We start from the raw sequence: 24689 nt of genomic DNA, 5'->3' as shown, positions 1-24689 counted from the left end.
GCCGGTGTCATCGGTAATGCTGGTGATCGCCACGGTGTTGCCGTCGCCATCTTGGTCAATCTTGGTATCAATCACCACGTCCTGGGTGACGGTTTTGCTGTTGCCCGCCAGGTCAGTGACGGTGGCGCTGACAGGGTAAGTGCCATCGGCCAAGGTGGTGCCGGTTAAGTCGATGCTCCAGTTACCGCTGGCATCAATCACCAAGCCGTTGGCGGTGGTGTAGATCACGCCATTGATGGTGACGGCCAAGGTGCTGTTGTCACCTAAATCGACGGTACCGTTGAAGACTAAGGTGTTGTCATTGGTGATGAAGTCGCTGCCCGAGGCGCCGGTGTCATCGGTAATGCTGGTGATCGCCACGGTGTTGCCATCGCCATTTTGGTCAATCTTGGTATCAACATTGCCATTATCTGTGGCTTCACCTGTATTGCCCGCTGGATCTGTCACTGTTGCTATAGCTGTATAGCCACCTTCAGCGAGTGGGTTAATGACATCGACAGAATAGGTACCATCAGGGTTTACTGTGGTGGTGAGAGTCTGCTCTGCACCTGTGCTGTCGGTGACAACAATCGTAATAGTGCTACCTGGCGGTGCATCAGTCGAACCTGTGATCGTTGGTGTAGTATCTTGGGTATCATCAGGTGCATCAACAGTAATTGTTGGCGCAGTCGTATCGAGTAGTGCTGAATCACTGCCTTCAGGAGATGTGTTACCGGCACTGTCTGTGATCGTCGCTACAACTGTAATCGTTTCGCCTTCACCGGGAGCTGGAAGGTTGAGATTCACAAAGCCATTGTTGATATCTTCCTGAGTCAGTGTGTAGTCAACACCATTAACAGTCAGCGTATCGCCTACATTTGCACCTGTGCCATCTAAGCCAATAGTGACATTGACTTCAGTATTGCCTGCTAGCTCCTCGTTACTGATAAAACCATCATTGTTTGTATCTGTATTGATAGTGACACTAGGTCCCCCATCGGCGACTGGTGTGATATTGATGGTTAATGTTGCTGAAGAGCCTGTATTGGTTGTGTAAGTAATTGTTGGGACTTGGCCATTCCAGTTTTCATTAGGTGTGAAAGTGTACGAGCCATCAGCATTTAATACTAAGGAGCCGCTTTCGAGGGCGACTTCTGTACCAGCCGCGTAGGTTGTTCCATTTATTTCGAAACTAACGACGCTTAAAATTGAATCTACATCACTGTCGTTATCGAGAACGTTGCCAGAAGCAATAGTATCTTCGTCGACAATATTACTGTCATTGTTAAGGATTGAGGGAGAGTCGGTGGCGATTGTTTGTTCTGGTGTATTGATAACTGTCGCTGCGAATGATTGGCCTGACGTTGAGTAGCCTGAGCTTGCTATGATCTCACTACCACCACGGGCTAAAGTGACATAGCCTGAGTTACCGTCACGACCGGGTGTGTTTCCTGCGGCGGTCTCTGGTAGGTTTTTGGTTGGATCTTCGCCTGATGCGATAAGATCTTGTAACGCTTGGATTTCATCAAAAGCAGCGTCATTATTTGCCGTGGGAGCAACCGCAGCTGTTGTATTCGGTTCAACCTCGTTAGATAGTTTAGTGCCATCATCGAAGGTGATTTCATAGGTCGCGTTATCGCCAATATTGAGCACAGCACCTTTAGGGAGTTGTTCGCCATCCTTAGCGGGTTGCTTTGAACCATCAACTTCGATATCAATTTGCCCATTTACCAGCTTAAGCAAACCTTTTTTTGATGTAATTACCGATCCCATAGTAAGCTCCCAACAGCCAAGTGTGTTAATCCATAAAGTATTAATCCAACAGATGTGTTGGATCGCGATACAATTGGCGAAATATTAGCTAATGGAACGACAGATGTCAATTTATTGACGCAGCTGTGCTGGTTAGTTTTAATGGGCTTGAGCAAGATAAACGTACGATAGTGTCAAAATTTAGATGTGTAACTAGATATAGTGGTTAAATTTGCAGAGTGGGCTGTATTTAGTGTCTTTGATTTCTATAAAAAAACATATTAATAACAAATTAATCTTAAATTAGAGATTAGTAAATTGTAAAAATAGTTTTTTATTGGCAAATAGGTGGGGTTTTCAGGGAATATGGCGTTGCTGAGTTGTTAGTCATGATGCCGTGACTCATTATTTAGAATATCGCGGCATCAATTGTAAGTTAATAGAGTAGATTTATAGATTAGCAGCCTGACGATAACTTTGATTAGCGTTATTTTGCTCGCCTAACTGTTCTTGAATCCTAGCTAAGGCTAACCAAGAGGCTTTAGTCGGTTCTAGTCGACAAACATTTTGCCAGCAGATTTTTGCTTCTTTCATGTCCCTGGTTTGCTGATATAGCTTGGCTAGGCAGGTCTGGTAGTCTGCATTATTCTCATGAGTCACTTCATATTTCAGTAACTCTTTACGGATCTCGGTATCTTGAGCTGTTGTAATTTCGGGGATAGCTTGTAGCAATGTGGGTTCTGGAGAGCTGCGTAACTTTTTCGAGAGCAGTTTCATGGCTTGATCTTTACGATTAAAGCGACACAAACCCATAGCATAAATCGCTAGAAACTGAGACTGATTTCGCTCGCTGCGTGGTAGCCATTGCCAACATTGTTCTAAGGCTTCTTCACCTTTAATGGTTGCCGCTTGCAGTAAAGCACTGTGAGTGGCGATATTCAGTTCATTCAGCTGAGTATCATCAAGGATTTGGCGTTTCTTCAAAATAGGTAACAATAGTTTAAGCGCATCCCAATCTTCTTGTGCTTGATATAGCTCAAGGGCAAGTTTAAGTACTGGGGCTTTGCTTTTACTCGTAGGAGATAACTTGTCGAGTTCGACGCGGGCTAAGGTTAATTCCCCTTGTTTTAAAAGATACCGAGTGCGTGTGGTTGTAACCGCGTTTGCTGCCAGTGGTTGTGCTGCTGCGCGATTAAGATATTGGTCACGCTCGGCTATTTTTTGTTGATACTGTGCAGCCCGTGCCGCAGCAAGTAAATTCAGTGCAGGTAGCTCGCCGTTGTCAGCGCCTTTGATCATCGCTCGCTCTGCTGCTGGCCAATCTTCTTCAGCCAGTGCTAATGCGCCCATTAATGTATGTTTTTTAGCGGAACGTCGGCGCCAGTGGTGCGGGATAAAACGGCTACGTAACATAAGGTTAATGGCAGTAACTACTATCCATTCCAGTATTTGAAATACAGCATAAAATATAATTAAAGCAATGACACCAAAGACTAAACTGGTTTCAATCTGATAATCACCTGCCGCAATGTATACATACCCAGTATTGCCGACTAACCAAGGGCTGATGCATAAACCGATCAGCACTATGAGTAACAACATTAATATCTTAATCATAGTGGCGCACCCTCTAATGAGGTGAGTTCACCATAACTTGTGAGCTGTAACAGTAAAGGTTTTGCGGCAAAGGATTTTACGGTTATAGGGTCAAGTTCTAAGGTTGCTAATTTATCAATTTCGGCAATGGCTTCGACCGTTTTATGATCTTGTATATCAAAGTTGGTTTGTATCCATTTACGCGCCATCATGAGCGATTGGTGATACGAAGCTCTATCATAGCGATATAGTGCAAGTTGGCATTGCAATAGTTTATGGCGAATATTTTCAACTAAATACCATTGTTGCTCTGGTGCGAGTAAGGCGGGTGCATCAGCAGTTTTATGGCGGATAGTGATAAAGTCTTCAGTTAATGCTTTCCAGGTTTTACCTAAATTGCTTTGCCAATCATTTAAATCGCTGGTAATCACAGTATCTTGCGGCGTACCGGCGTCTACATCAGTGCGATTAAGTGGCAGTTTATCGAGTTGCTCAATTAAGGTATCCAGAGCTAACACACTACCATCAATATCGGTTGTTTTTATGCTGGACGTGGCGGCGATATCTTTTGCCAGTGCTTTACGAATCGGTAATAACGCGGGGTTGTTCATCGCGGCGATGGTTTCATCGGCTGATTTCAATAAATCAGTGGCAGTGCGGGGATCTTTCTCTAGCCATAGTTTGCGACCTGCCATATTTACTAGATATTCGGCTTCTGAGGCCATCCAATGAGTAGGACTGCGCTGGGCGAGTTTATTGATCCTATCCTGCAATTGCTTTTGTTCTTCGGTTAACTTAGATAATTCTTGGTAAGTCTTAGCATCATTTAGCTGTTGCTGCTCAAGCTGACTAATACGTTGATTGGGTTGTAGCAGTGCTTGCTGTAGTTGCTCTTGCAGGGCGAGATTTTTCTGATTCTGCGTTAGTAGTTGTTGTTGCATCTGTTGATACAACATAAAGCCGCCGCCAAGGCAGCATACCGTTAAGCCTAATGCTAATAAAACCCCCAAACGAATTGCCCATGAGCTTCTAGTGGAGATAGTGGTTTTGCGCGCAGTGCTTTGTGGTTTGGCTTTGCTTGTTTGAGTTTCAGCGGAGGATGCTGAAGTCGCGGGCGTGTCATCGGTTATTATCGATGGTGCAATAATAGTAGGAGTAGCCTCTAATTCTGTATTTTTTGCGTCGTGCTTATTGTTATCCATTTAACAGTCCTTGAAAACATGCTACTGCCGAAACTCGAGTAAAATCCGGCTAAATAGCGCTTAGAGTTTAAGGGCGTTTAGCACGGCTTTGTTGTTGGCTGCACTAGCATTGGTAACTTGGGTTATACCAAAAGCGCGAGCTTGAGCTTCTACTCGATGACTTGGGACTATGATATGACATGCGCGCAGCCATGCAAATAACTCTTTTGGCACTAAATTAATCAGATTATCGAGAGTTTCACCGCTGGTGATAATAATAGTGTCTATCCCGCAGTGTTGCCATTGTAAGGCAATGTGTCGTCCATCTAGCGGTGGACAAGCTCGTTGATACACTTCCCAATAGCGAACATTGGCGCCGCGCTCAACTAATTGCTCGGCTAATGCTTCACGGCCGCCAACACCCCGAATAATAATAATTTGTTTATTTTTAATATTTTGTAGCGGCGAGAGTGTGAGTAATCCTTCGGTCTGCTGACAATCATCTGGGGCTTCGAGGGCTACAATACCGAGTTTATCTAATGCTTCCCACGTAGCGTGTCCAACAGCAAAATATTGAGCTTGAGGCCATGTTTGAGTTTGTGGATCTGTAGCGGTTAAAGCATCGTCAGCAAACGTTACCGCATTGGCGCTGATACAGATAATCATATCGGCGTTGGCCAGTGGATGCGGGATACTTGCTGCGATAGGGGGCATCGCTTGGACACACAATAGAGGTGTGACCCAGTGGGCAATGCCTCGTTCATTCAAGGCATCAACCATAGACTGATTGCGCCCTTCAGGACGCGTCAGTAAGACTTTCATCGGCTTAAGCTTTAGCGTAAACGGCGTCGAGTATGCTTTTTGCACCTTTGCTTAAGAGTTCTTCAGCAAGAGCAATACCTAATTGCGTTGATTCGGTTTTGGGGCCGGTGATCACGCCTTCGATGATTTCGCTGCCATCAGGGTTCCCAACAAGGCCACGTAACGTCATTTCATCACCCACAATTTCAGCAAATGCACCAATCGGTACTTGGCAGCCACCTTCTAGGCGAGTGTTCATCGCACGCTCGGCAATAACGCGGTAACGCGTTTCTAAATGTTCTAATGGAGCCAGCAGGGCTTTAACGCGCTCATCATTAGTACGGCATTCAATACCGACTGCACCTTGGCCATTGGCGGGTAATGATTCTTCTGGAGAAATGAAATTTGCAATTCTCGCTGACAATTTGAGGCGAATAAGTCCTGCAGCAGCAAGAATAATAGCATCGTATTCGCCGTTATCTAGCTTGGCTAAGCGCGTACCGACGTTGCCGCGTAAATCTCTAATCACAATATCAGGACGCGCCGCACGTAATTGGCATTGGCGACGTAAACTTGAAGTACCAACGATTGCGCCTAGTGGTAATTCGCTGATGGATTTATATAAATTTGATACAAAAGCATCGCGTGGATCTTCGCGCTCGCAAATAATCTCAAGCCCTAAGCCTTCAGGAAACTCGACCGGTACATCTTTCATTGAATGCACAGCGATATCAGCTTGGCCTTCTAATATAGCGACTTCGAGTTCTTTAACAAATAAGCCTTTGCCGCCAACTTTAGCTAATGGCGTGTCTAACATGACATCGCCTTTGGTGCTCATGGGCAGTAGTTCAACCACAATACCTGGGTGAATACGCTCTAATTCAGCTTTAACAAATTCAGCTTGCCACATGGCTAGCGGGCTCTTACGAGTAGCAATACGAATGTGATTTTGAGACATGCTTGAGTTTCCATCAAAGATCATAGTTGCGCCAATGCTAACATTGGCACATCGTTTATGTAAGGAAGCAGTGTCGATTCTTTGAAGTCTGCGAGGTTCTGAGTTAAACGTAAATGTGATGCGGATCACGTTTGGTTGCTCGAATTTACAGAAGTGTTAACATGAGCACATTCTTCATATGTGCCGTGTTTTTGAATGGATCAGCAAATACAATTTCCTGATATAGCCGAAAAGCTTAATAAAGTGCGAATAGCGCGTGCCTTAGTATTGCTGCCACCGCTGCAAAAGCACTTATTTTATCTGATCCCCTTTCTCGTTCACCACAATAGCGTTAAGTATCCCGGTTACAGTGCCTCCAATACTCCCTGTGGCATTAATGAGTATATTGTTGATGAGCGAGAGTCCCAAGCCTGTGACGTATTTTCACTGCCATTTATGACTGAAGAGGCCGATGTGAATGCGTTTGAAGGCGTTTATGCTATGGGGAGCACCGGTAGTTTTGGCCAAAACAATAAGAGTGATGTGGATGTTTGGCTCATACACCGTGCCGATTTGTGTGCTGAAGATTTAGCGTTAATCAGAGTTAAGACCAACAGGTTGACTGCTTGGTTTGCCGAGTATCAGTTTGAGGTTAATTTTTACTTAGTCCATCCGCAGCAGTTTTGTGGCGATCAAGCTATCCATGGCTGTCAATCATCGATGGCCCACGAACACAGTGGTAGTGCTCAACATTGGTTATTACTTGAAGAATTTTATCGTAGCCAAATTCGGCTAGCGGGTAAAACGATTGCATGGTGGCCAGACGCAAAACTCAATCCAGCACTGTTATCCTTAGGTGATGCACACGAATTGCCCGCGAGTGAGTATTTTGGGGCTTCGTTGTGGCAGCTCTATAAAGGTTTGGATAAACCTCATAAAGCCTTGATTAAAGTATTGTTACTTGAAGCTTACGCTAGCGATTACCCACATTCTAGCTTGCTTTGCGATCGCCTGTGGCAGCGATCTTTAGCGGGAGATTTCTCGATATTGAATGATGCTTATTATTCAATTTACGAGATCATTGAAGCCTATTTACTTAAGCAAAATGATACCCGTCGACTTGAGATTGTACGCCGCTGTTTTTATCTGAAATGTGGTGTGTATTTGAGCCGCGTTCAAGAGGGGAAAGATTGGCGCTATGCTCAATTAAAACAGTTAGTACAGGACTGGCAGTGGCCCGATAGCTTAATTGCGACTTTAGACGACTGTGAGCATTGGCACAGTGGCCAACTCAATTGGTTTAACGACCAGCTTAACGAGCTATTATTGGCAAGTTACCAAACCTTACTGCGTTTCGCATCGACGCATGCATTAAATGAAGGTTTGCGGATTGAAGAGCTCGGCATGCTGACTCGAAAATTACATACCTATTTTAGCCAAGATGAAGATCAAATCGCCAAGCTTAATTTGCTGTGGAGCGCTTCGGTCGCTGAGTCTGAAGTCACTATGGTGTCAAGCTCGCGTGTACGTGAGTACTACCTTTATCGACAAGGGCCACAGCCACAAAATCTTATAGGTGAATCGGCGATATGTAAAGGTAAGGCGCCATCAACCTTGATGATTTGGGCCTGTTTAAACGGAGTTTCTACACCTGAAACCAAATGGCATGAGTTTGGTCAGAATAAAGCCAAATCGCGGCGTCTTACCGAAGCCTCAAAACGGCTGCTTAATTTTATTGGCCACGATTGGCGCGTGTCAAAGTTGGATTTATGTAAGCCTTGGCACTTCCGTAAATTAATTTTTATGCTGAATTTAGACTGCGACCCCACGATTGAATGGCTCGGACAGGAAATGATGGTCGATGTGATGAACGCGAACGTGTTTTCACTCGGACGTAAAAAAGCCAATATGCTCGGTGCATTAGATGCGATTTGTTTAAACAGTTGGGGCGAGTGGCAGTGCCATCGCTTTGAAGGCGATACCGCAGTACTGCAAGCGTTAGCCTTTGTCACGCCTGGATTAAGACGTGCCAATTTGCCTGTGGATATCGATGTGATCAGCTGCTCGCAAAAATTACGGCCGCAACTCAAATTAGCCGTCAAAACTTTACTGAGGCAAACGGTACGTCTGTGCCAACAAGTGCAGCAATCGAGCACCTTAGTGCAGCCACTGCAGATACGTCATACCCGTTATGGGATCTTTTTTAATCCACTCGGTATGGCCTATCAGGACTTGAGTGATGCTAAGTCTTTTTATCAACAGTTATCTCGTAGTCACTTAGTGCAACTGCCGCGCCCTGAGCTGGGCGATGATCCCTTTTCGAGTATGCCTAAAGTGGTGCAAAACTATGCCGCTAAAGGTACTATCCAGTATTTTTTACGCCAGCGAACCGATAACTTGGACGTATTTATTCTCGATGAAGAAAACCAGTTAAGTCATTATGTTCAGGCGGGATCTAACATGGACGAGTTAGTCAATAAAGTGAGTCATCACTATGTGTTTGACGAGCACTATGCTTCACGTGCACAGTTTAATATTCCGCAGTTTTTTCATTTAGTACGAGTCATGGGCGAGTTAACCGTGGCACCTTTCGGTATGGACATTACCGATCAAGATACTGAATTTTAACGTTACTTTTAGATGCGTTGAAAATACAGTCGGTTGAGAATAAGTGATGGGAAATAAACAATGGGAGCCTTAGCTCCCATTTTGTTTTGCGCAATACACAGTTTGAATTAAAAACTGAGTTTAATTCCACCTTGGCGCTGGATAGAGTCTTGTACGAATGGCATAAATTCGTTGCCACTACGCCCGTCAATCCACTTACCCTCTACAAAACCAAAGTGGTACCCACCAAAACGTGTGGCTAACCAAATCTCGTGCAAAGGTTCTTGCTTGTTGATAACAATTTTTGAGCCATCAACAAACTCTAATTGTAATACGTTGCCACTGGCATCGATATCGACATCGGCATCTTGCTCATCAATCGCAGTTTCAATCGCATTTTCTATCGCTTGGAACATGTCATCAGCGAGCTGGTGAAATTCTGTATCTGTCATGGCCATGCATTTCTGTCCTTTGCTTTCGTCAAGATGGATGCGATTATAAGGCTATTAGCCATCAGATGCACAGATGTTGAGAAAAATGAGACTGTTTTTATTGTTATTGCTTGGTAGCCTATTTATTACGGCATGTGGTCAGAAAGGCCCTCTTTATCGCTCACCTGCCACTGAGGTTAGTCAGCCTAAAAGCGTCGAGGAGTCTAAAGCGGCGTCTGAAGCAGAAGAAATCAAGACCGAAATTAGATCCATCGAAGTACAAAAAAACCAACAATAACAATTACCATTGCAGCGATAACGCGCAGTAAGGAATCAGACATTGGATCACTTTCTCTACCAAGATAATACCTTGTATGCCGAAGGCTGTCAGGTTACTGAATTAGCTCAAACTTATGGCACGCCACTGTATATCTATTCGCGCGCAACCCTTGAGCGCCATTGGCATGCTTTTAATAATGCAGTGGCAGACCATCCACATCTTATTTGCTATGCAGTTAAAGCTAACGCTAACCTTGCGGTACTGAATGTATTAGCACGTTTAGGCAGTGGTTTTGATATTGTGTCCGGCGGTGAACTCGCTCGCGTCATCGAAGCCGGTGGCGATCCTGCTAAAGTGGTGTTCTCTGGTGTGGGTAAAACCGTTGCTGAAATGGAGCAAGCACTTAATCTGGGCATTTACTGTTTTAACGTTGAATCAAGCGCCGAGCTTGAGCAGTTAAATCAGGTTGCGGGCCGTTTGGGTAAAGTTGCCCCTGTATCACTGCGGATAAATCCAGATGTCGACGCTGGAACTCATCCTTATATTTCGACTGGTCTTAAAGAAAACAAATTCGGTATTGCTATGGACGAGGCGGAAATCGTTTTCGCCCGTGCCCGTGTTTTACCTCATCTACATATTAAAGGTGTAGATTGCCATATCGGCTCGCAATTGACTGAAATCCAACCATTCCTTGATGCGATGGATCGTATGCTGGCATTAATCGATCGCTTGGCAGAGCAAGGTATTGTTATTGAGCATTTCGATGTCGGTGGCGGTTTAGGGGTAACTTATGATGATGAAACCCCGCCGCACCCTGATGTGTATGCCGCGGCTCTACTTAAGCGTTTAGGCAGCCGCCAACTTAAACTGATTTTTGAACCGGGGCGCGCAATTGCCGCTAACGCGGGGATCTTTGTCACTCAAGTGCTTTACCTTAAAGAAAACAGTGATAAGCGTTTTGCGATTGTCGATGGCGCGATGAATGACTTAATCCGTCCAGCGCTTTACAGTGCATGGCAAAAAATTATTCCCGTAGTGCCAAGAAGCTCACAAGCCTATGATTTTGATATCGTTGGCCCAGTGTGCGAAACCGGTGACTTTTTAGGTAAAGATCGCCAACTTGCGTTAGCGGCCGGTGATTTGCTTGCTGTACGCTCCAGTGGTGCCTATGGTTTTGCAATGGCATCTAACTACAATACGCGTCCCCGTGCGGCCGAGATTATGGTCGATGGTGAGCAGGCTTACCTTGTGCGTGAGCGAGAAAAGTTATCGCAACTGTGGCAAGGTGAGCAGCTCCTGCCGTAAACTAGAAAAATATATTGATTCAGGCGCTTGGATTCATCATTTATGAGCCGCGCCTTGGCTTAAAGGATAAGTATCTTGATCCAATTCACTAAGATGCACGGTCTTGGCAATGATTTTATAGTGGTCGATGGGATCACACAAAACGTGTTTTTTTCGCCAGAGCAAATCCGCCGTCTAGCCGATCGTAACTTTGGCATCGGTTTTGACCAACTTCTTTTAGTTGAGCCGCCCTATGATCCTGATTTAGATTTTCATTATCGTATTTTTAATGCTGACGGCAGTGAAGTTGAGCAATGTGGCAATGGTGCGCGTTGTTTTGCGCGTTTTGTACGTAATAAGGGGCTGACAAATAAGAATAAAATTCGTGTTAGCACCTCATCTGGCAAAATGACATTGCGTTTGGAGCGTGATGGAACGGTTACCGTAAATATGGGTGTGCCAATTCTCGAGCCGAGTCAAATTCCTTTTAAAGCCAAGAAACCCGAAAAAACCTACCTACTGCAAACACCGCTACAAACCTTTTTATGTGGTGTAGTGTCGATGGGTAATCCACATTGTGTGCTCGATGTTGAAGATGTGACCAGCGCTCCTGTCGCTGAAATTGGCGCTATGTTGACCAAACATGAACGCTTTCCGCGCGGGGTTAATGTAGGCTTTATGCAAGTGGTAAACTCAGGTCATATTAAACTGCGGGTGTATGAACGCGGTGCGGCTGAAACCTTAGCTTGTGGTACAGGTGCGTGCGCTGCTGTGGTTGTCGGCCAAATACAAGGCAAGTTAGGGAAACAAGTACAGGTAGATTTACCCGGCGGCACGTTAAGCATTAACTGGGAAGGTGAAGGTAAGCCGCTGTGGATGACGGGTCCTGCACAGCACGTTTACGATGGACAAATTCAGTTATGACCGAGCCTTTGATGCCGCAGACTAATGTGCCCTTTGATGAGTTGATAATTCGTGAGTATCTACTCGATAATCCTAGCTTTTTTAATCGTTACCCTGAACTGCTACTAGCAATGCGTTTACCTCATATGGAGCGTGGCGCGATATCCTTAGTAGAACGTCGCCAAGAAATGCTGCGCCAGCGGGTGAGCCAATTAGAAGAAGAGATCACTAGCCTATTAACGATGGCGACGCGTAACGAAAAAATTTATCAATTCAATACCGAGTTATCATTTAAGTTACTGAACTGTGCTGATTTAATCTCACTCAAGGAAGTCTTAGCCGATAGTTTGAAAATGCAGTTTAACTTTAGTCATGTGCGTTTAATCAGCGTTCTTGATGCTGATATGAAGGCAATATGGGATCAAAGGCTGCATAAAGGTCACTATTTTGGTCGCTTAACACAGCAAGAAGCTAAACGTTTATTTGGTAGTGAAGTGGGCTCGGTTGCACTGACTAAATTGTCCGAAGATACCCCCGTCATTTTTGCGATTGCCAGCCAAGATGCAACCCATTTTCATCCAGATATGGATAACATGCTACTGGAACAATTGCAGCGTTTACTGGCGCATATGCTTGCTAAGCTGTAAAGGCAATGGGGTGGCATTTACTCCCTTAGTTTTTACAGTAAACCGATGAGGAAACCGAGATGAGTACGCAAACAGGTGATGTGTTGGCGCTCAATACTCAATGGTTACAAACCTTTGAACGCTATTTGAGTACTGAGAAGCAGCTGTCTACTCATACAGTGCGTAATTACCTTTATGAGCTCAACCGTGGCAGTGCACTTTTACCTGAAAGTGTGCATCTACTTAATGTGAGCCGTGAGCACTGGCAGCAGGTATTAGCCAAATTACACCGTAAAGGTTTAAGCCCACGATCCCTTTCTTTGTGTTTATCTGCGGTAAAACAATGGGGTGAGTTTCTACTGCGCGAAGGCGTCATTGAACTTAATCCCGCTAAGGGTCTAAGCGCACCGAAACAAGCCAAACCTTTACCGAAAAATATTGATATCGATGCTATTACCCATTTATTGGACATTGAAGGCACAGATCCCCTAAGTCTGCGGGATAAAGCCATGATGGAGTTGTTTTATTCCAGTGGCCTGCGTTTAGCTGAGCTTGCGGCGCTTAATATATCCAGCGTGCAATACGACGTGAAAGAAGTGCGAGTTTTAGGTAAAGGTAATAAAGAGCGTATCGTCCCCGTCGGGCGCTTGGCGATTGATGCTCTACAGGCTTGGCTTAATTGTCGAAAGCAAATCCCCTGCGAAGATAACGCCTTATTTGTGACTGAAAAAGGTAAGCGTTTATCCCATCGCAGTATTCAGGCACGAATGGCAAAATGGGGACAAGAACAGGCATTATCGGTACGAGTTCATCCACATAAACTGCGTCATTCTTTTGCCACTCACATGTTAGAAGCGAGCGCCGATCTGCGGGCGGTGCAAGAATTATTAGGCCATGCCAACCTAGCGACCACACAAATCTATACCAGTTTGGATTTCCAACACTTAGCTAAGGTGTATGATAACGCCCATCCTCGAGCGAAAAAATCACAGGATAAATAATGCATTGCTATCTTAGACCCCAACATATTCAAGCGATCAGTTTCGATCTCGATGACACCTTATACGACAATCTACCGCATATTCTAAATGCTGAAGCTGAGCTGGCGACATTTTTACAACAGGCGTTTCCTTTATCGCAGGCATGGCAACCCCATGATTGGCGCAGTCTAAAACAACAACTCCTGCAGCAACATCGCGAACTTGCCCACGACACTAGCGCAGCCCGTTTGGCCACGCTGCGCTGCGGCCTCATACAATTAGGTTATTCGGCCATGGAGGCTGAGCGCGGCGCTGAGCAAGGATTAGCGTGTTTTTATTTTCATCGCAGTAATTTTCGAATATCTGATGAAGTGCTGTTATTACTCAAGCACTTGTCAGGGCATTTTAGATTAGTCGGCATCACTAATGGTAATGTGGATGCCGAGCGGATTGGTTTAGGCGATGCTTTTGAATTTGTGCTTCACCCTGGTAGTGGCGTGCAAATGAAACCCGCTAAGGACATGTTCGAGTTGGCTTGTTTGCGGTTAAATATTGCGCCGCAGCATTTACTCCATGTGGGCGATAACATGAATGCCGATGTTCGTGGCGCGCGGCTTGCTGGATGTCAATCTGTATGGTTGAATCCCAGTTTTGGCCGAAATGATTCGTTACCTATCGCAACTCTATTACCACATTTAGAAATTACCTCCCTTGATGCTTTGGCAAAAGTACTAGTAATTGATGCAAAATAGTTCAGTGTGACAATAGTTCAGTGTACATTTTCAACCTGCACCTTTACTGATCTAAGGGTGATTGAGATCAAGGTTTTACCACCATATTTACACTAAAGTTAAACTTTAATTGAAGCCCATAAGCGATCTGACACTATATTTTCAGGTAGCGTGGTATCAATCACTAAAGTCACTGACTAAGGCTATTTTATGGCGCGTATCGGTTTGTTATTACTGCTCAGCTTATGTGGGATTGCGCCGGTGTCGGCCCATGAAATTCATTCAGGCGGCGGCTTTATGTCAGGGTTTAATCATCCTGTTTTGGGGTTTGATCATCTGTTAGCGATGTTGAGTGTGGGTATGTTGAGTACCCAGCTTGGTGGTCGCGCTATTTGGACTGTACCACTCGCCTTTGTCGTTTTTATGCTGTTTGGTGGAATATTAGGTTTATACGCAGTTGCCGTTCCCTTCGTTGAAATAGGTATCGCTTTATCAGTGCTGCTGCTTGGGCTTGCTATCGCTTTTGACCGTCAAATCCCGCTATTATTTGCTATGACTTTTGTAGGGGTATTTGCGATTTTTCACGGCCATGCCCACGGCGCAGAAATACCGGAATTGGCAAGTCCAGTCCTGTACGCCTTAGGTTTTTTATTTGGTACAGCGGTCATCCATTTAGGTGGCGTAATGATAGGTCTTGGGATGCAAAAGATGACAGGGCAACGCAACTTAATGCGTGTCACGGGCGCAGCAATTGCCGCTATGGGGGGCTATTTATTAGCAGGATTGTGAGGCTGATTGTAAGGCTATCGCAGGCTTATACTTATAATAGGATTAGTCAGGTTGTAGAGCGGTAAGTTAACGCGCCTTGAGTTATTTCATGCAAAGATGGGCGCGGCGTTGCATTAGGTTGACCTGCCGACGACTTGCATGCATGTCGGCATCTCCCACCCTAAAATAGCTTCCCGTATAGGGATCCCCGCCCACATAAATTGGTTTTAGCTGTTCTGGCGCCAGCGGTATACGGATACGAATAAGCTTTTTATTCATAATTTCAATAATCTGTACATCCGAAATTGCCAAGATATTGTGACTGGTGCGGCTAGGGTTATCGAGTATTTCCCAAAATTCCTGCAAAACGGGCAGGGGATTCGGTATACCTTCAATACTGAAATGACCATGTTCTTCACGTACACCTAAGATAATCTCGCCACCTAACGTGTTGGCAAAGGAACTATAGGTTGCCCAAATATCTTCGGGCAATTGACCTTGTCCGTCACGGCCACCGGCGAGCTTAAATTCTACTTGGGCCGATTCATGTAAATCGTCGATATCATCGAGTGCAAATGATTGAAATGTCATGGCAGCTTATCCGTCAGCGACACATGACTTGTTGTAGCACGTCGATAATTGAAAGGCCAGAGTTAGGGCGCCACAGATCTGGCAAAAGCTGGTTATTGAAATACAGTCATGGGCAACAGTAAATCGATGTTAAGCATGACATAACACAATTCATGCATTGTCTTCAGGTTTATTATGGTCACTGCCAAATAATTCGAGGCGCCTAGCGCCTCGAATTATTAATTAGATGCTGATAATAAAGCGGTGGACTAGCCGAGTTGTCCTGCAATCATCAGTTCTTTTGTCTCAGGGACTTCATTATAGGATAAAACATGGAGTCCCCGTGCGAAGGCGAGTGCATAACGTGCTAGGAAAGGTCTGAGCTGCGGCGACACTAGCAGGATTGGGTTATAGCCCTTCTCTTTGGTTTCGGCTAGTAACTGAGGCATTTTTTGTTGCAGTTGTGCTAGTAAATTCGGCTCGATGGGGAAGCTATCCAGTGCGACTTTGCCTTGCTGTTGTGATTGATTCAGTGCAATCATTAAAGTCTGCTCTAACTCTGGAGTCAGGGTGAGTACGTTTAACTGCGAACTGCTACCGGCAATTTGATGCAATATGGTGTTGCGTAAAGCACAGCGGACATCAGCAGCGAGTAAGACGGGATCTTTTGTTTGTTCACTGCATTCCAATAGCGTGGTAGCTATAGTGCGTATATCTTTGAGCGGTACTTGTTCTTTAAGTAACAGACGGAAAACTTTAAGTAACTGTATTGTTGTTAAACTTGTACTGAGTGATTCTGCAAGCTTTGGCGCCTGCTTACTTAACCTGTCAGTGAGTTGCATAATATCATCATGTTGCAATAATTCTGGCAATGATTCTCGTAGCAGTTTACTGACATGAGTAGCAATAATCGTCGCATTATCGACGACGGAATACCCTAAGTTGAGTGCCTTTGCTTTTAAATCTGGTGCTATCCAAATGGCATCCATTTGATAAGCGGGTTCTTTAGTTAAAATACCATCAATTTTGCCATATACAGGGCCACTTTTTATCGCTAATAAAAGGTCAGGCTCGAGCTCGGCAATTGCGACTTGAGTTCCCATAAAATTTATTTGGTATGCATGTGGTGCTAACGCTAAGTTATCGCGTACTCTGACTTCTGATAATAAAAAACCGACTTGCTCTGAGAGTGTGCGCCTGATCCCTGTCAGGCGTTTTTGTAATTCTGCTCCTTTAGTTTTTTCAACTAAGTGCACCAATCTATAGCCTAATCTGACTTCGATAATGTCGGTAAACGGCAACGACTCCCAGCTTGGAGCTGAAGGCTCTGTGAGGCTATTTTCGATCAGTTCTTCTGCTTTTTCCTCTGGAAGAGATATTTTATTTTGATTTTGTTTCCATGCGGCAAAACCCAGTAATATTGCAAAAGATAAGAAGACTAAAGCGGGCATGCCAGGGGTAATACCCAAAATCGCCATTACGATGGAGGCAGTCGCTAACGTTCTAGGGTTGGCGAGTAATTGGCGGCTCAACTGAGTCGGCATTTCTTCTGCGTCAGAGACTCGAGTTACGATAATTGCCGCAGCGGTGGCCAGTAGTAATGAGGGGATTTGTGCGACTAGACCATCACCAATGGTTAATAATGCATAGGTTTTGAAGGCTTCTGCAGCACTGAGATCATGCATAAAGATACCGATGCTGACCCCACCAATAATGTTGATGGCTAAAATTAATAGTCCAGCAATGGCATCGCCTCTCACAAACTTTGACGCACCGTCCATAGAGCCATAGAAATCGGCTTCTCTAGCCACATCTTGTCGACGCTGGCTGGCTTGTTCGTGTGTCAGTGTTCCCGCATTAAGATCTGCATCGATTGCCATTTGTTTGCCGGGTAGGGCATCTAATGTAAAACGTGCTGATACTTCGGAGATGCGCTCACCACCTTTGGTAATTACCACAAAGTTGATAATCATCAAAATTAAGAAGATAACAGCACCAACGACATAGTTTCCGCCAATAACGACTTCACCAAATGCTTGAATAACTTTACCTGCGGCGTCGCCTCCTTCATGCCCTTCGATAAGCACCACGCGTGTCGATGCCACGTTCAAGGTGAGGCGCATTAATGTGGCGAGTAGCAATAAGGTCGGGAATACAGAGAACTCTAATGGTCGCCTGATGGACACACTCACCAACAGGACCATGACAGCCAGAACGATGTTAAAGGTAAACAAAATATCCAGTAGCCATGCAGGCAGTGGCAAAATCACCATTGCAAGAATAGCGAGCAGCATCACTGGAATACCAATATAGCTGTAGTTACCTGAAAAGGTGCGTGAAAGCCAATTCATAGATTAAACGATCCTTTAATCGTGACGTAAATTAGGTGGAATAAAAAAATGGGGTAAAGGTGCCGGTTTTTGTTGTAAACCTTTACGGGCCGCTTTGATCTGCATGACATAACTCAGTACATGTGCGATAGCGATAAAAAGTGCACTGGGTATTTGCTGATCAACCTGAGTTGAATGATAAATTGCTCGAGTCAGCGGCGGAATATCAATAATTTCAATATTATGCTTCTTTGCCAATTCACGCATATACAACGCCAGCTCTTCGGTACCTTTGGTTAGCACATACGGTGCATCGGCTAAATCTGGGTTGTATTTCAAAGCCACTGCATAATGAGTGGGATTAACCAAGAGAACATCGGCTTTTGGTATGGTGATAGCAGCACGAGATTGGGCCATTCGTTGCTGTAACTGACGAATTTTGGCTTTAATCTCGGGCTTACCTTCTTGTTGGGTGTGCTCATCTTTGACTTCTTGACGAGACATACGTAATTCTTTGTTGTGGTTCCAGTACTGATACGGTACGTCAATAAATGCGATAACCAGCAGCCCTGTGCCAAGGTAAAGCATGCCTTGCGAGAGTAAATCAATACCATCACGAACGGCTTCATCGATTGGTCGTTGGCTGTAACTGAGTAAACCCTGTAAATGACCTTGCAAGAAAACCAACATAATTCCGATAAGCAGCACGATTTTCAAGGTAGATTTGAATAGCTCCACCAGTGATTTAGTGGAAAATATTCTTCCGATGCCTGAAATAGGATCAATGCGACTGTACTTAAAATTGGCATTGCCAAAATTAAATATTGGGCCACCCGGCAGCGCACCTGCGATCGCGGCTAATAGCGCCACCATAATAAATAATGGAGTTAACATGCTGAGCATTTCAACTAGGCTAGCGCCAAGATGGCGCACCATCATATCCGGCTGATCTAACTCTGCACGGGTCAGCAACATATTATATTTTGCTAAGCCGCTGGCTTTAGTGGCAAACCAATCTGCATTACTCGTCAGCATGATTGAACAGCCCATAATCAGCGCGGCTGAGGCGAGATCCTTAGAGCGTGGTACTTGGCCTTCTTTCCTCGCTTTACGCTGTTTTTGAGGGGTCGCTTTTTCTGTTTTATCTTGCTTAGGTGTACTCATGTAATCCCACCGATAAACTGGTACATAGCCGTTAAGGCATCTAAACAAAGATCACTGTAGCGACTGGGTATGCCGCTGAGTGATAGCAATACACAAATTAGGCCCATTAACAGTGTCATTGGAAAACCCAGCGAAAAAATGTTTAACGAGGGCGCCGCACGGCTTAATACGCCAAAAGTAATATTGACCATTAACATGGCAAGTACCGCTGGAATGGCGAGCATGAAAGATGCGGCAAAAAGCCAACCCATTCGGCTAATTAACCCCATTATGGGCAGGTCAAGAATGCCATTGCCAATTGGCCATAAGCGGAAACTATCGACAATAATGTTCAGTGCGACTAAGTGACCATCCAGAGCAAGGAAAATCAAGGTGCCAAAGATTTGTAACCACTCACTTAAAATTGGGTTGGTTTCACCATTGGCTGGGTCGTTCATTACTGCCATGGCTAAACCCATCTGCATGGACATGATATTGCCAAGCATTGTCATCACATGGATTAAAAGCGTTAAAAATAACGCGAGCATAAATCCGATCAGTAACTGTTCAACGGCTAAAAAGAAAGAACCTAAAGACACCGCATCTATCGAAGGAACAGGTGGCAGCATCGGTGCCATTAGCGCTGCAATACTCAAAGCCAAGAAGATTCGTACCATGACGGGAACATAGGAGTTTCCTAGCAATGGCATAACCATAAAAGCGCCCATGATACGGCAAAAAGGCCACCATAGGCTGCCAATAAACATGCTGATTTCTGTTGAGGTTAGTGACAGCATATCAACCGATAATATGAGGAATGTTCATAAATAATCGGTCAAACAAATCACTTAGCTGTTGGATAATCCAGGTGCCTGAAAAAAGCACCATGAGTAAGGTAATGATCAGTCTGGGCAAAAAGCTTAATGTTTGTTCGTTAACTTGTGTGGCGGCCTGAAATACCGCAACGATAAGCCCGACAATGAGCCCCGGAGCTACAAGGGTTGAGACCATCATGATCACCAGAAACATGGAGTCGGCAAAAAGCGAAGTCAGTTCATTGACGTCCATGGCTGTTACCCGAAGCTGGCGGTTAAAGTGCTAACAGTCATAGCCCAACCATCCACGAGGACAAAAATCATTAACTTAAATGGCAGTGAAATAATTAACGGCGATAGCATCATCATCCCCATTGACATTAAAACACTCGCGACAACGAGATCGATCACTAGGAAAGGTAAGAAAAGTAAAAATCCAATTTGGAAAGCCGTTTTGAGCTCACTCAAAACAAATGCAGGCATAAGCACAAAAAAAGGCACTTCAGCAGCCTTTAGGGTGGTCGGTTCATTGGCAATTTTTAGCATTTGCTCAAGATCGGTTTCTCTGGTTTGGGCAAGCATAAATTGAGTTAACGGAACTTTGCCAATGCTCACAGCTTCCATTAATTCAATTTTCCCTTGGTCGTAGGGTAAATAAGCTTCTTTATAAATCTTATCTCCTACTGGGCGCATAATGAAAATTGTTAGCACTAATGCAATGCCGACAAGTACCCGATTAGGCGGGCTTTGCTGTAATCCCAGCGCTTGCCTGAGAATAGCAAGTACGATGATAATTCTCGTAAAACTGGTGACCATCATCAACATCACAGGTAGAAAACCTATGGCGGTCATGAGGGCTAAAATTTCGAGCTTAATGTTAACTGCTTGACTATCTTGAGCACCATCGAGCGTAAATAGGGTTAGCCCTTCTGATGCGAGTGCCTGAGGAGTCATTAATAATAGCGACAGTAACAATAGCCGAAAGATCATTCGTGGCTTGCCCCACCTAAGTTGACGTTTTCTATTTCTAATAAACGCACGCCATATCGCCCAGCCACTTCAACAACTTCACCTCGGCCCAATAATGCGCCATTGACTCTGATATCAAGCGGTTCACCGACCATACGATCTAATGCGATAACATCGCCCTCGCCCATGCGATTCAACTCGCCTAAAGACATTTCTGCGCTGGCAAGTTCTAAGGTGACTTGGACAGGGAGTTGCTGAAAAAAGTTATTATTTTTCAGTTTATGATTATGGGTATCGGGTTTTGAAAAATTCTCTTCAGAGAAAATATCGTCGTCTAATAAAAAATCGTTATCCGATAAAATAGGTTGCTCAGCCAATGTTCTAGTCCTCGAGTTGATATATATCTTGAGTTAATTTTGCGACCATCTGCCCCTCATGAGTATGCACAGATGCATGAAACAGAGGTGTGTTGCCTATGGAGAGTTGTGTTTTGGGGTATAAGTTAATCGGTAAAATATCTCCCACTTTCAATTGGCTTAAACACTGCACCGGAATGCTATGTTGGCCTAACGTCAGTTGAATTTTAACGGGAAGATTTTTGAGCCAGATAGCTAATTTAGCGGGTAAATCAGCACTGACTTCGGATGCTTTAGGTTGTTCAGCCAAATACCCTAGTAATTGTTCTGTCAAACAAAACTGCATAGGAGGCGTTTGTGGCTCATTGGTAAAATTAAACGACCACACAGCAGATGCATTGAGCTCCATCTGACTTTTTACTAGCTCTACTTCAAGGTTGCTGCTATCGATGGCACTGCTAGGAAGCTCATTGACGACAGAAAGTAATAGTTTTTTAGCAAGCCTAAATTCAGACTGACTTGGGCCTCTTAAAGGTGAGCTTAATGGGGTTGATTGACTGCCATAGTAGTAACTGGCCAATTGATCGAGCGTACAACGGTCAATGCGCCAATACCCTAATATCGTTTGCTGATGCTTTAAAATGAACCATGAATAATGATGTTCAGGGGTAATAGGTTGTCTAGCTTCAGCTAAGCTCGAGGTATAAATAGCAGGATGCCCTTGTCTTAAAAGCGGCGCCAGAATGTGATTAATTGCATCAATTAATGGACGATGTAATAAAGCAAGTTGCTGTAATAACCGTGTTCTTGCTAGTTTTTCTTGTACCAGCATTATAGGCCTAATTTGTTCATTAGAACTGGATTTTATAAGCCTAGCTTTAGCGGTTATTTTCATTTGATTTTCCTATTAAGGCATTTGTCTTATCATCGTAAGTTGCAAGTAATGTATTGTGAGGTGAAACAATACATATGTATGCCAACGTCGCAGATTAAGTACGCGTTGTTATACCGGCATTTTACTTATTCAGAAGTATTATTAGGTCAAGTTAAGGCTGTGAATACTTTCTCTGTAATGACTAATAGAAATTGCCTAGTTTAAAACGGTGGGAATGATAAGGTAATAAGTATCAAATGTTCAATAATAATTATCATAAATGCGCGGATACCGACTAATTAAATTGTAAATAGATTTTGTTGTATGGGAAATGTTGCTTTATTTTGAATAACTATAATTAAAAATATAATTCTGCACAAAGAAAGGCGTCAATAAATAGTTGTTTTGATATTATTTTGACGGATGATTTATTTTTGACAAACCGGAATTCAGCAAAAGAAACCTAAAGTTACATTTACTTTGCTAACTGTAATGTATTGATTTTATTGTGGTTAGTACTTGATTATTTAGCCGTTGCTAAACAAAGCCTTTTTAAAACAATACGTTATATGAATTTGGTGATTTTTTATTTTTATCATTGGTATATATTATTGTGTAATTATATTTGGTATAAGTCTGCATTAAATCAGCAATATTTTTAATTAGCGGTTGGCACCGTTTTTAATTAGCGGTTGGCACCTATTTTTTGAAGTGCTACTTTTTCCACTTTACGCTATTTTGATATTGTAACTTTATTTTTATTTAAAATTAGCGCTAGATCACATTTGAGCGTCTATTATTTTAATGGGTCGCTTATATATGGTTAAAATAGCCGCTCTCAGTTTATTGTAATAATTAAACGCCTGTTTAAATTAAGATGGAACTCCATTCTAGCTTGAATGTTGTCGCGGAAGCATTACTTCCTGCGGCCGTTTCCGCGTTTGTTGTTTTCACAATGGCCTCTATTTATTTAGTGGTAGTAAATGGGGTTCATTGATTTAAATGAATATTGATATTTATTCGAATCAATAAATCAATTAATTAAATAAAGGCGTGATGTTATGCGTGGGCAACGAAAGGAAATAGGTGCGTGAGTGGTTTAAGTATTCGGATTGAAGGGTTAAACATATCTGCTGAGCTTGGATGTATCATTACACGTGACGATTTTTGTCTGTGGAACGATACGATGGGATCTCCTTGGCTCACGATTGTTAACTTATCCAATTGTAATCCTAGCGATGTAAAATCTTATCTTGCTCGTTTTTCTTGTCGCAATATCCTCGCATTATTAGCGCCGGAACAGGGCGAGTTGGCTGCTGCAGCAATGCGCGCCGGTGTGCAGGATTATTTACTCATTCCGGTTGAAACCGAGCAGTTACTGGCCTCTATTCAACGATTGCATCGGTTAGAGTTACCCGATTCCAGTTTGATCGTATCAGCATCGGTTAGTCGGCAATTATTAATGCTGGCTCATCGCGCGGCAACAACTGAAGCCAGCGTTCTGCTGCTTGGTGAAAGTGGAACAGGTAAAGAGCCATTAGCTCGCTATATTCATCGCCATTCTTCACGAGCGCATAAGCCGTTTATTGCTATCAACTGTGCCGCTATTCCTGAAAGTATTCTTGAATCAGTCTTATTTGGTCATGTAAAAGGTGCCTTTACGGGGGCTACTTGTGATAAAGCTGGGAAGTTTGAACAAGCTAATGGTGGCACTCTATTGTTGGATGAAATAGGTGAGATGCCGCTGCCGTTACAGGCTAAATTACTGCGTGTTTTACAAGAGCGCGAGGTTGAACGGTTGGGCGGTAATAATATGATCTGTTTAGATATAAGGATTATAGCATCGACTAATCGCGATTTAAGACAGGCTGTTGAACTTGGACATTTTCGAGAGGATTTATTTTATCGCTTAGATGTTCTACCGTTAAAAATTTCACCTTTAAGAGACCGTAAAGCGGATATTTTACCGCTAGCTGAACATTTCTTAAATGTATACCGTCAGTCCGATAGCCAGAGTGAATGCTATTTTAGTGATCATGCAGAGCAAGCACTTGTTTCCCATGATTGGCCTGGCAATGTGCGAGAACTGGAGAATTGTATTCAGCGTGCTTTAGTGATGCGTCGGGGGCTGGCTATTCAAGCGGTTGAGCTTGGGTTGACCCCCCGAGAAGAAATCCTTGAGATAGAGAGTGTGAGCGCAACTGAAGGGCTAAAGGCTTCGAAACAACATGCTGAATTCCAATATATCATTGATGTTCTTAAGCGTTTTAATGGCCAGCGAACATTGAGCGCTGAAGCGTTAGGCATGACAACTAGAGCTTTAAGATATCGATTGGTGCAAATGCGGGATGCGGGTATCGATATTGAAATGTTATTACAACAAGCGGGTCGTGCTGCTTAGAAAATACTGCAAGTAACAGGAATTTTATATGTCTAATGGAGCGATTGTTAGCTCAAATATGTTAATGGAAACCTTAAGTCTTCATCGAGAAGTGGCTAAAGGAGCAATTAACATTACGCCAAACCCTACTGATAACGGTATGGCTTATGGGTCATTTACTGCCCTGATTAAAAGTAAAGTATCGGCAGTTAACCAAGATCAAAATCAATCTTCTATGTTGATGGCTGCTGTCGATAGTGGCAAGAGTGATGATCTTGTGGGTGCTATGGTGGCTTCGCAAAAGGCCAGTTTGTCATTCGCAACTATGCTTCAAATCCGTAATCGTCTTGTGCAAGCATTTGACGATGTAATAAAGATGCCTGTGTAAGGAATAGT

Annotated in this window: 24 protein-coding genes; 10 read left to right on the top strand and 14 right to left on the bottom strand. The window is 43.9% G+C overall.

The genetic code is table 11. The features are described from left to right. From BW947_RS18435 to hemC, 5 genes are all read right to left on the bottom strand, one after another. Window positions 1-1752, bottom strand: a 1752-nt coding sequence (locus BW947_RS18435) for a retention module-containing protein (RefSeq protein ID WP_143562226.1), incomplete at its 3' end; no start/stop codon positions are given. Window positions 1753-2181: 429 nt separating this feature from the next. Continuing rightward, entirely contained in the window at window positions 2182-3348 is a 1167-nt protein-coding gene (locus BW947_RS09755) for a heme biosynthesis HemY N-terminal domain-containing protein (RefSeq protein WP_076499045.1), read from the bottom strand. Next, window positions 3345-4529 (bottom strand): uroporphyrinogen-III C-methyltransferase, encoded by a 1185-nt coding sequence (locus tag BW947_RS09750; protein WP_076499043.1) that lies wholly within the window; start codon window positions 4527-4529, stop codon window positions 3345-3347. The genes BW947_RS09755 and BW947_RS09750 overlap by 4 nt, the downstream gene beginning before the upstream one ends. Before the next feature lie 60 nt (window positions 4530-4589). Further along, the gene (locus tag BW947_RS09745) at window positions 4590-5330 is read right to left on the bottom strand and encodes a uroporphyrinogen-III synthase (protein ID WP_076499041.1); all 741 of its coding nucleotides are present in this window, start codon (window positions 5328-5330) and stop codon (window positions 4590-4592) included. A 4-nt stretch (window positions 5331-5334) separates the two neighbouring features. Further along, complete coding sequence (gene hemC / locus BW947_RS09740; protein WP_076499039.1) at window positions 5335-6267, bottom strand: hydroxymethylbilane synthase; 933 nt, start codon at window positions 6265-6267, stop codon at window positions 5335-5337. Between the two features lie 195 nt (window positions 6268-6462). Between hemC and BW947_RS09735 the strand changes: the two genes are divergently transcribed. Beyond that, complete coding sequence (locus BW947_RS09735) at window positions 6463-8874, top strand: class I adenylate cyclase (protein ID WP_076499037.1); 2412 nt, start codon at window positions 6463-6465, stop codon at window positions 8872-8874. A 107-nt stretch (window positions 8875-8981) separates the two neighbouring features. Here the strand turns inward: BW947_RS09735 and cyaY are convergent, their stop codons facing one another. Next, window positions 8982-9311, bottom strand: a complete 330-nt coding sequence (gene cyaY / locus BW947_RS09730; RefSeq protein ID WP_076499034.1) for an iron donor protein CyaY — start codon at window positions 9309-9311, stop codon at window positions 8982-8984. 79 nt (window positions 9312-9390) lie between these two features. Between cyaY and lptM the strand changes: the two genes are divergently transcribed. From lptM to BW947_RS09695, 7 genes are all read left to right on the top strand, one after another. Further along, window positions 9391-9582, top strand: coding sequence for an LPS translocon maturation chaperone LptM (lptM, locus tag BW947_RS09725; RefSeq protein ID WP_076499032.1), 192 nt, complete (start codon window positions 9391-9393; stop codon window positions 9580-9582). Between the two features lie 42 nt (window positions 9583-9624). Then, window positions 9625-10869, top strand: coding sequence for a diaminopimelate decarboxylase (lysA, locus tag BW947_RS09720; protein ID WP_076499029.1), 1245 nt, complete (start codon window positions 9625-9627; stop codon window positions 10867-10869). A gap of 75 nt (window positions 10870-10944) precedes the next feature. Then, window positions 10945-11772 (top strand): diaminopimelate epimerase, encoded by an 828-nt coding sequence (gene dapF, locus BW947_RS09715; protein ID WP_076499026.1) that lies wholly within the window; start codon window positions 10945-10947, stop codon window positions 11770-11772. Then, window positions 11769-12398, top strand: coding sequence for a DUF484 family protein (locus BW947_RS09710; protein ID WP_076499023.1), 630 nt, complete (start codon window positions 11769-11771; stop codon window positions 12396-12398). Before dapF ends, BW947_RS09710 begins: the two co-directional genes overlap by 4 nt. Window positions 12399-12457: 59 nt before the next feature. Beyond that, on the top strand, window positions 12458-13378 hold the full coding sequence (xerC, locus tag BW947_RS09705; RefSeq protein ID WP_076499020.1) for a tyrosine recombinase XerC: 921 nt from the start codon (window positions 12458-12460) through the stop codon (window positions 13376-13378). After that, complete coding sequence (locus tag BW947_RS09700; RefSeq protein WP_076499017.1) at window positions 13378-14109, top strand: HAD-IA family hydrolase; 732 nt, start codon at window positions 13378-13380, stop codon at window positions 14107-14109. The genes xerC and BW947_RS09700 overlap by 1 nt, the downstream gene beginning before the upstream one ends. Before the next feature lie 189 nt (window positions 14110-14298). Then, window positions 14299-14877: a HupE/UreJ family protein gene (locus BW947_RS09695; protein WP_076499014.1), complete on the top strand. Its 579-nt coding sequence runs from the start codon at window positions 14299-14301 to the stop codon at window positions 14875-14877. 81 nt (window positions 14878-14958) lie between these two features. On the opposite strand, the gene BW947_RS09690 is transcribed toward BW947_RS09695, so the two are convergent. The 8 genes from BW947_RS09690 to BW947_RS09655 all read right to left on the bottom strand — a co-directional run bounded on the left by BW947_RS09690 (window position 14959) and on the right by BW947_RS09655 (window position 21934). Beyond that, window positions 14959-15447 (bottom strand): AlbA family DNA-binding domain-containing protein, encoded by a 489-nt coding sequence (locus BW947_RS09690; protein WP_076499011.1) that lies wholly within the window; start codon window positions 15445-15447, stop codon window positions 14959-14961. 248 nt (window positions 15448-15695) lie between these two features. Next, on the bottom strand, window positions 15696-17777 hold the full coding sequence (flhA, locus tag BW947_RS09685) for a flagellar biosynthesis protein FlhA (protein WP_076499008.1): 2082 nt from the start codon (window positions 17775-17777) through the stop codon (window positions 15696-15698). A 15-nt stretch (window positions 17778-17792) separates the two neighbouring features. Beyond that, entirely contained in the window at window positions 17793-18920 is a 1128-nt protein-coding gene (gene flhB / locus BW947_RS09680; protein WP_076499006.1) for a flagellar biosynthesis protein FlhB, read from the bottom strand. Beyond that, window positions 18917-19696, bottom strand: coding sequence for a flagellar biosynthetic protein FliR (fliR, locus tag BW947_RS09675; protein ID WP_076499003.1), 780 nt, complete (start codon window positions 19694-19696; stop codon window positions 18917-18919). Before fliR ends, flhB begins: the two co-directional genes overlap by 4 nt. Window position 19697: 1 nt before the next feature. Next, window positions 19698-19967, bottom strand: a complete 270-nt coding sequence (fliQ, locus tag BW947_RS09670; RefSeq protein ID WP_076499001.1) for a flagellar biosynthesis protein FliQ — start codon at window positions 19965-19967, stop codon at window positions 19698-19700. 5 nt (window positions 19968-19972) lie between these two features. Further along, on the bottom strand, window positions 19973-20704 hold the full coding sequence (fliP, locus tag BW947_RS09665; RefSeq protein ID WP_076498998.1) for a flagellar type III secretion system pore protein FliP: 732 nt from the start codon (window positions 20702-20704) through the stop codon (window positions 19973-19975). Then, window positions 20701-21060: a flagellar motor switch protein FliN gene (gene fliN, locus BW947_RS09660; protein WP_076498996.1), complete on the bottom strand. Its 360-nt coding sequence runs from the start codon at window positions 21058-21060 to the stop codon at window positions 20701-20703. The genes fliP and fliN overlap by 4 nt, the downstream gene beginning before the upstream one ends. 4 nt (window positions 21061-21064) lie before the next feature. After that, a complete protein-coding gene (locus tag BW947_RS09655) occupies window positions 21065-21934 on the bottom strand; it encodes a FliM/FliN family flagellar motor switch protein (protein ID WP_076498994.1) in 870 nt (289 codons plus the stop codon). A gap of 1069 nt (window positions 21935-23003) precedes the next feature. Here BW947_RS09655 and BW947_RS09650 point away from each other — a divergent pair. Together BW947_RS09650 and fliE are read left to right on the top strand one after the other, a co-directional pair. Continuing rightward, window positions 23004-24314, top strand: a complete 1311-nt coding sequence (locus tag BW947_RS09650) for a sigma-54 dependent transcriptional regulator (RefSeq protein WP_076498992.1) — start codon at window positions 23004-23006, stop codon at window positions 24312-24314. 28 nt (window positions 24315-24342) lie between these two features. Continuing rightward, complete coding sequence (gene fliE / locus BW947_RS09645; RefSeq protein ID WP_076498989.1) at window positions 24343-24681, top strand: flagellar hook-basal body complex protein FliE; 339 nt, start codon at window positions 24343-24345, stop codon at window positions 24679-24681. Window positions 24682-24689 lie beyond the last annotated feature (8 nt).

This window comes from Shewanella morhuae (assembly GCF_900156405.1).
Classification (GTDB): Bacteria; Pseudomonadota; Gammaproteobacteria; order Enterobacterales; family Shewanellaceae; genus Shewanella; species Shewanella morhuae.
This window is presented reverse-complemented; position numbering and strand designations above follow the sequence as displayed.

Excerpts from the sequence above, each read along its gene's own strand:
- BW947_RS09695 (WP_076499014.1), top strand. The coding sequence starts at position 14,299 with ATGGCGCGTATCGGTTTGTTATTACTGCTCAGCTTATGTGGGATTGCG.
- BW947_RS09690 (WP_076499011.1), bottom strand. The coding sequence starts at position 15,447 with ATGACATTTCAATCATTTGCACTCGATGATATCGACGATTTACATGAA.
- BW947_RS09735 (WP_076499037.1), top strand. The coding sequence starts at position 6,463 with ATGGATCAGCAAATACAATTTCCTGATATAGCCGAAAAGCTTAATAAA.
- cyaY (WP_076499034.1), bottom strand. The coding sequence starts at position 9,311 with ATGGCCATGACAGATACAGAATTTCACCAGCTCGCTGATGACATGTTC.
- fliE (WP_076498989.1), top strand. The coding sequence starts at position 24,343 with ATGTCTAATGGAGCGATTGTTAGCTCAAATATGTTAATGGAAACCTTA.
- BW947_RS09755 (WP_076499045.1), bottom strand. The coding sequence starts at position 3,348 with ATGATTAAGATATTAATGTTGTTACTCATAGTGCTGATCGGTTTATGC.
- flhA (WP_076499008.1), bottom strand. The coding sequence starts at position 17,777 with ATGAATTGGCTTTCACGCACCTTTTCAGGTAACTACAGCTATATTGGT.
- fliP (WP_076498998.1), bottom strand. The coding sequence starts at position 20,704 with ATGATCTTTCGGCTATTGTTACTGTCGCTATTATTAATGACTCCTCAG.
- fliR (WP_076499003.1), bottom strand. The coding sequence starts at position 19,696 with ATGCTGTCACTAACCTCAACAGAAATCAGCATGTTTATTGGCAGCCTA.
- BW947_RS09745 (WP_076499041.1), bottom strand. The coding sequence starts at position 5,330 with ATGAAAGTCTTACTGACGCGTCCTGAAGGGCGCAATCAGTCTATGGTT.
- BW947_RS09710 (WP_076499023.1), top strand. The coding sequence starts at position 11,769 with ATGACCGAGCCTTTGATGCCGCAGACTAATGTGCCCTTTGATGAGTTG.
- BW947_RS09750 (WP_076499043.1), bottom strand. The coding sequence starts at position 4,529 with ATGGATAACAATAAGCACGACGCAAAAAATACAGAATTAGAGGCTACT.
- hemC (WP_076499039.1), bottom strand. The coding sequence starts at position 6,267 with ATGTCTCAAAATCACATTCGTATTGCTACTCGTAAGAGCCCGCTAGCC.
- xerC (WP_076499020.1), top strand. The coding sequence starts at position 12,458 with ATGAGTACGCAAACAGGTGATGTGTTGGCGCTCAATACTCAATGGTTA.
- lptM (WP_076499032.1), top strand. The coding sequence starts at position 9,391 with ATGAGACTGTTTTTATTGTTATTGCTTGGTAGCCTATTTATTACGGCA.
- BW947_RS09700 (WP_076499017.1), top strand. The coding sequence starts at position 13,378 with ATGCATTGCTATCTTAGACCCCAACATATTCAAGCGATCAGTTTCGAT.
- fliQ (WP_076499001.1), bottom strand. The coding sequence starts at position 19,967 with ATGGACGTCAATGAACTGACTTCGCTTTTTGCCGACTCCATGTTTCTG.
- flhB (WP_076499006.1), bottom strand. The coding sequence starts at position 18,920 with ATGAGTACACCTAAGCAAGATAAAACAGAAAAAGCGACCCCTCAAAAA.
- BW947_RS09655 (WP_076498994.1), bottom strand. The coding sequence starts at position 21,934 with ATGAAAATAACCGCTAAAGCTAGGCTTATAAAATCCAGTTCTAATGAA.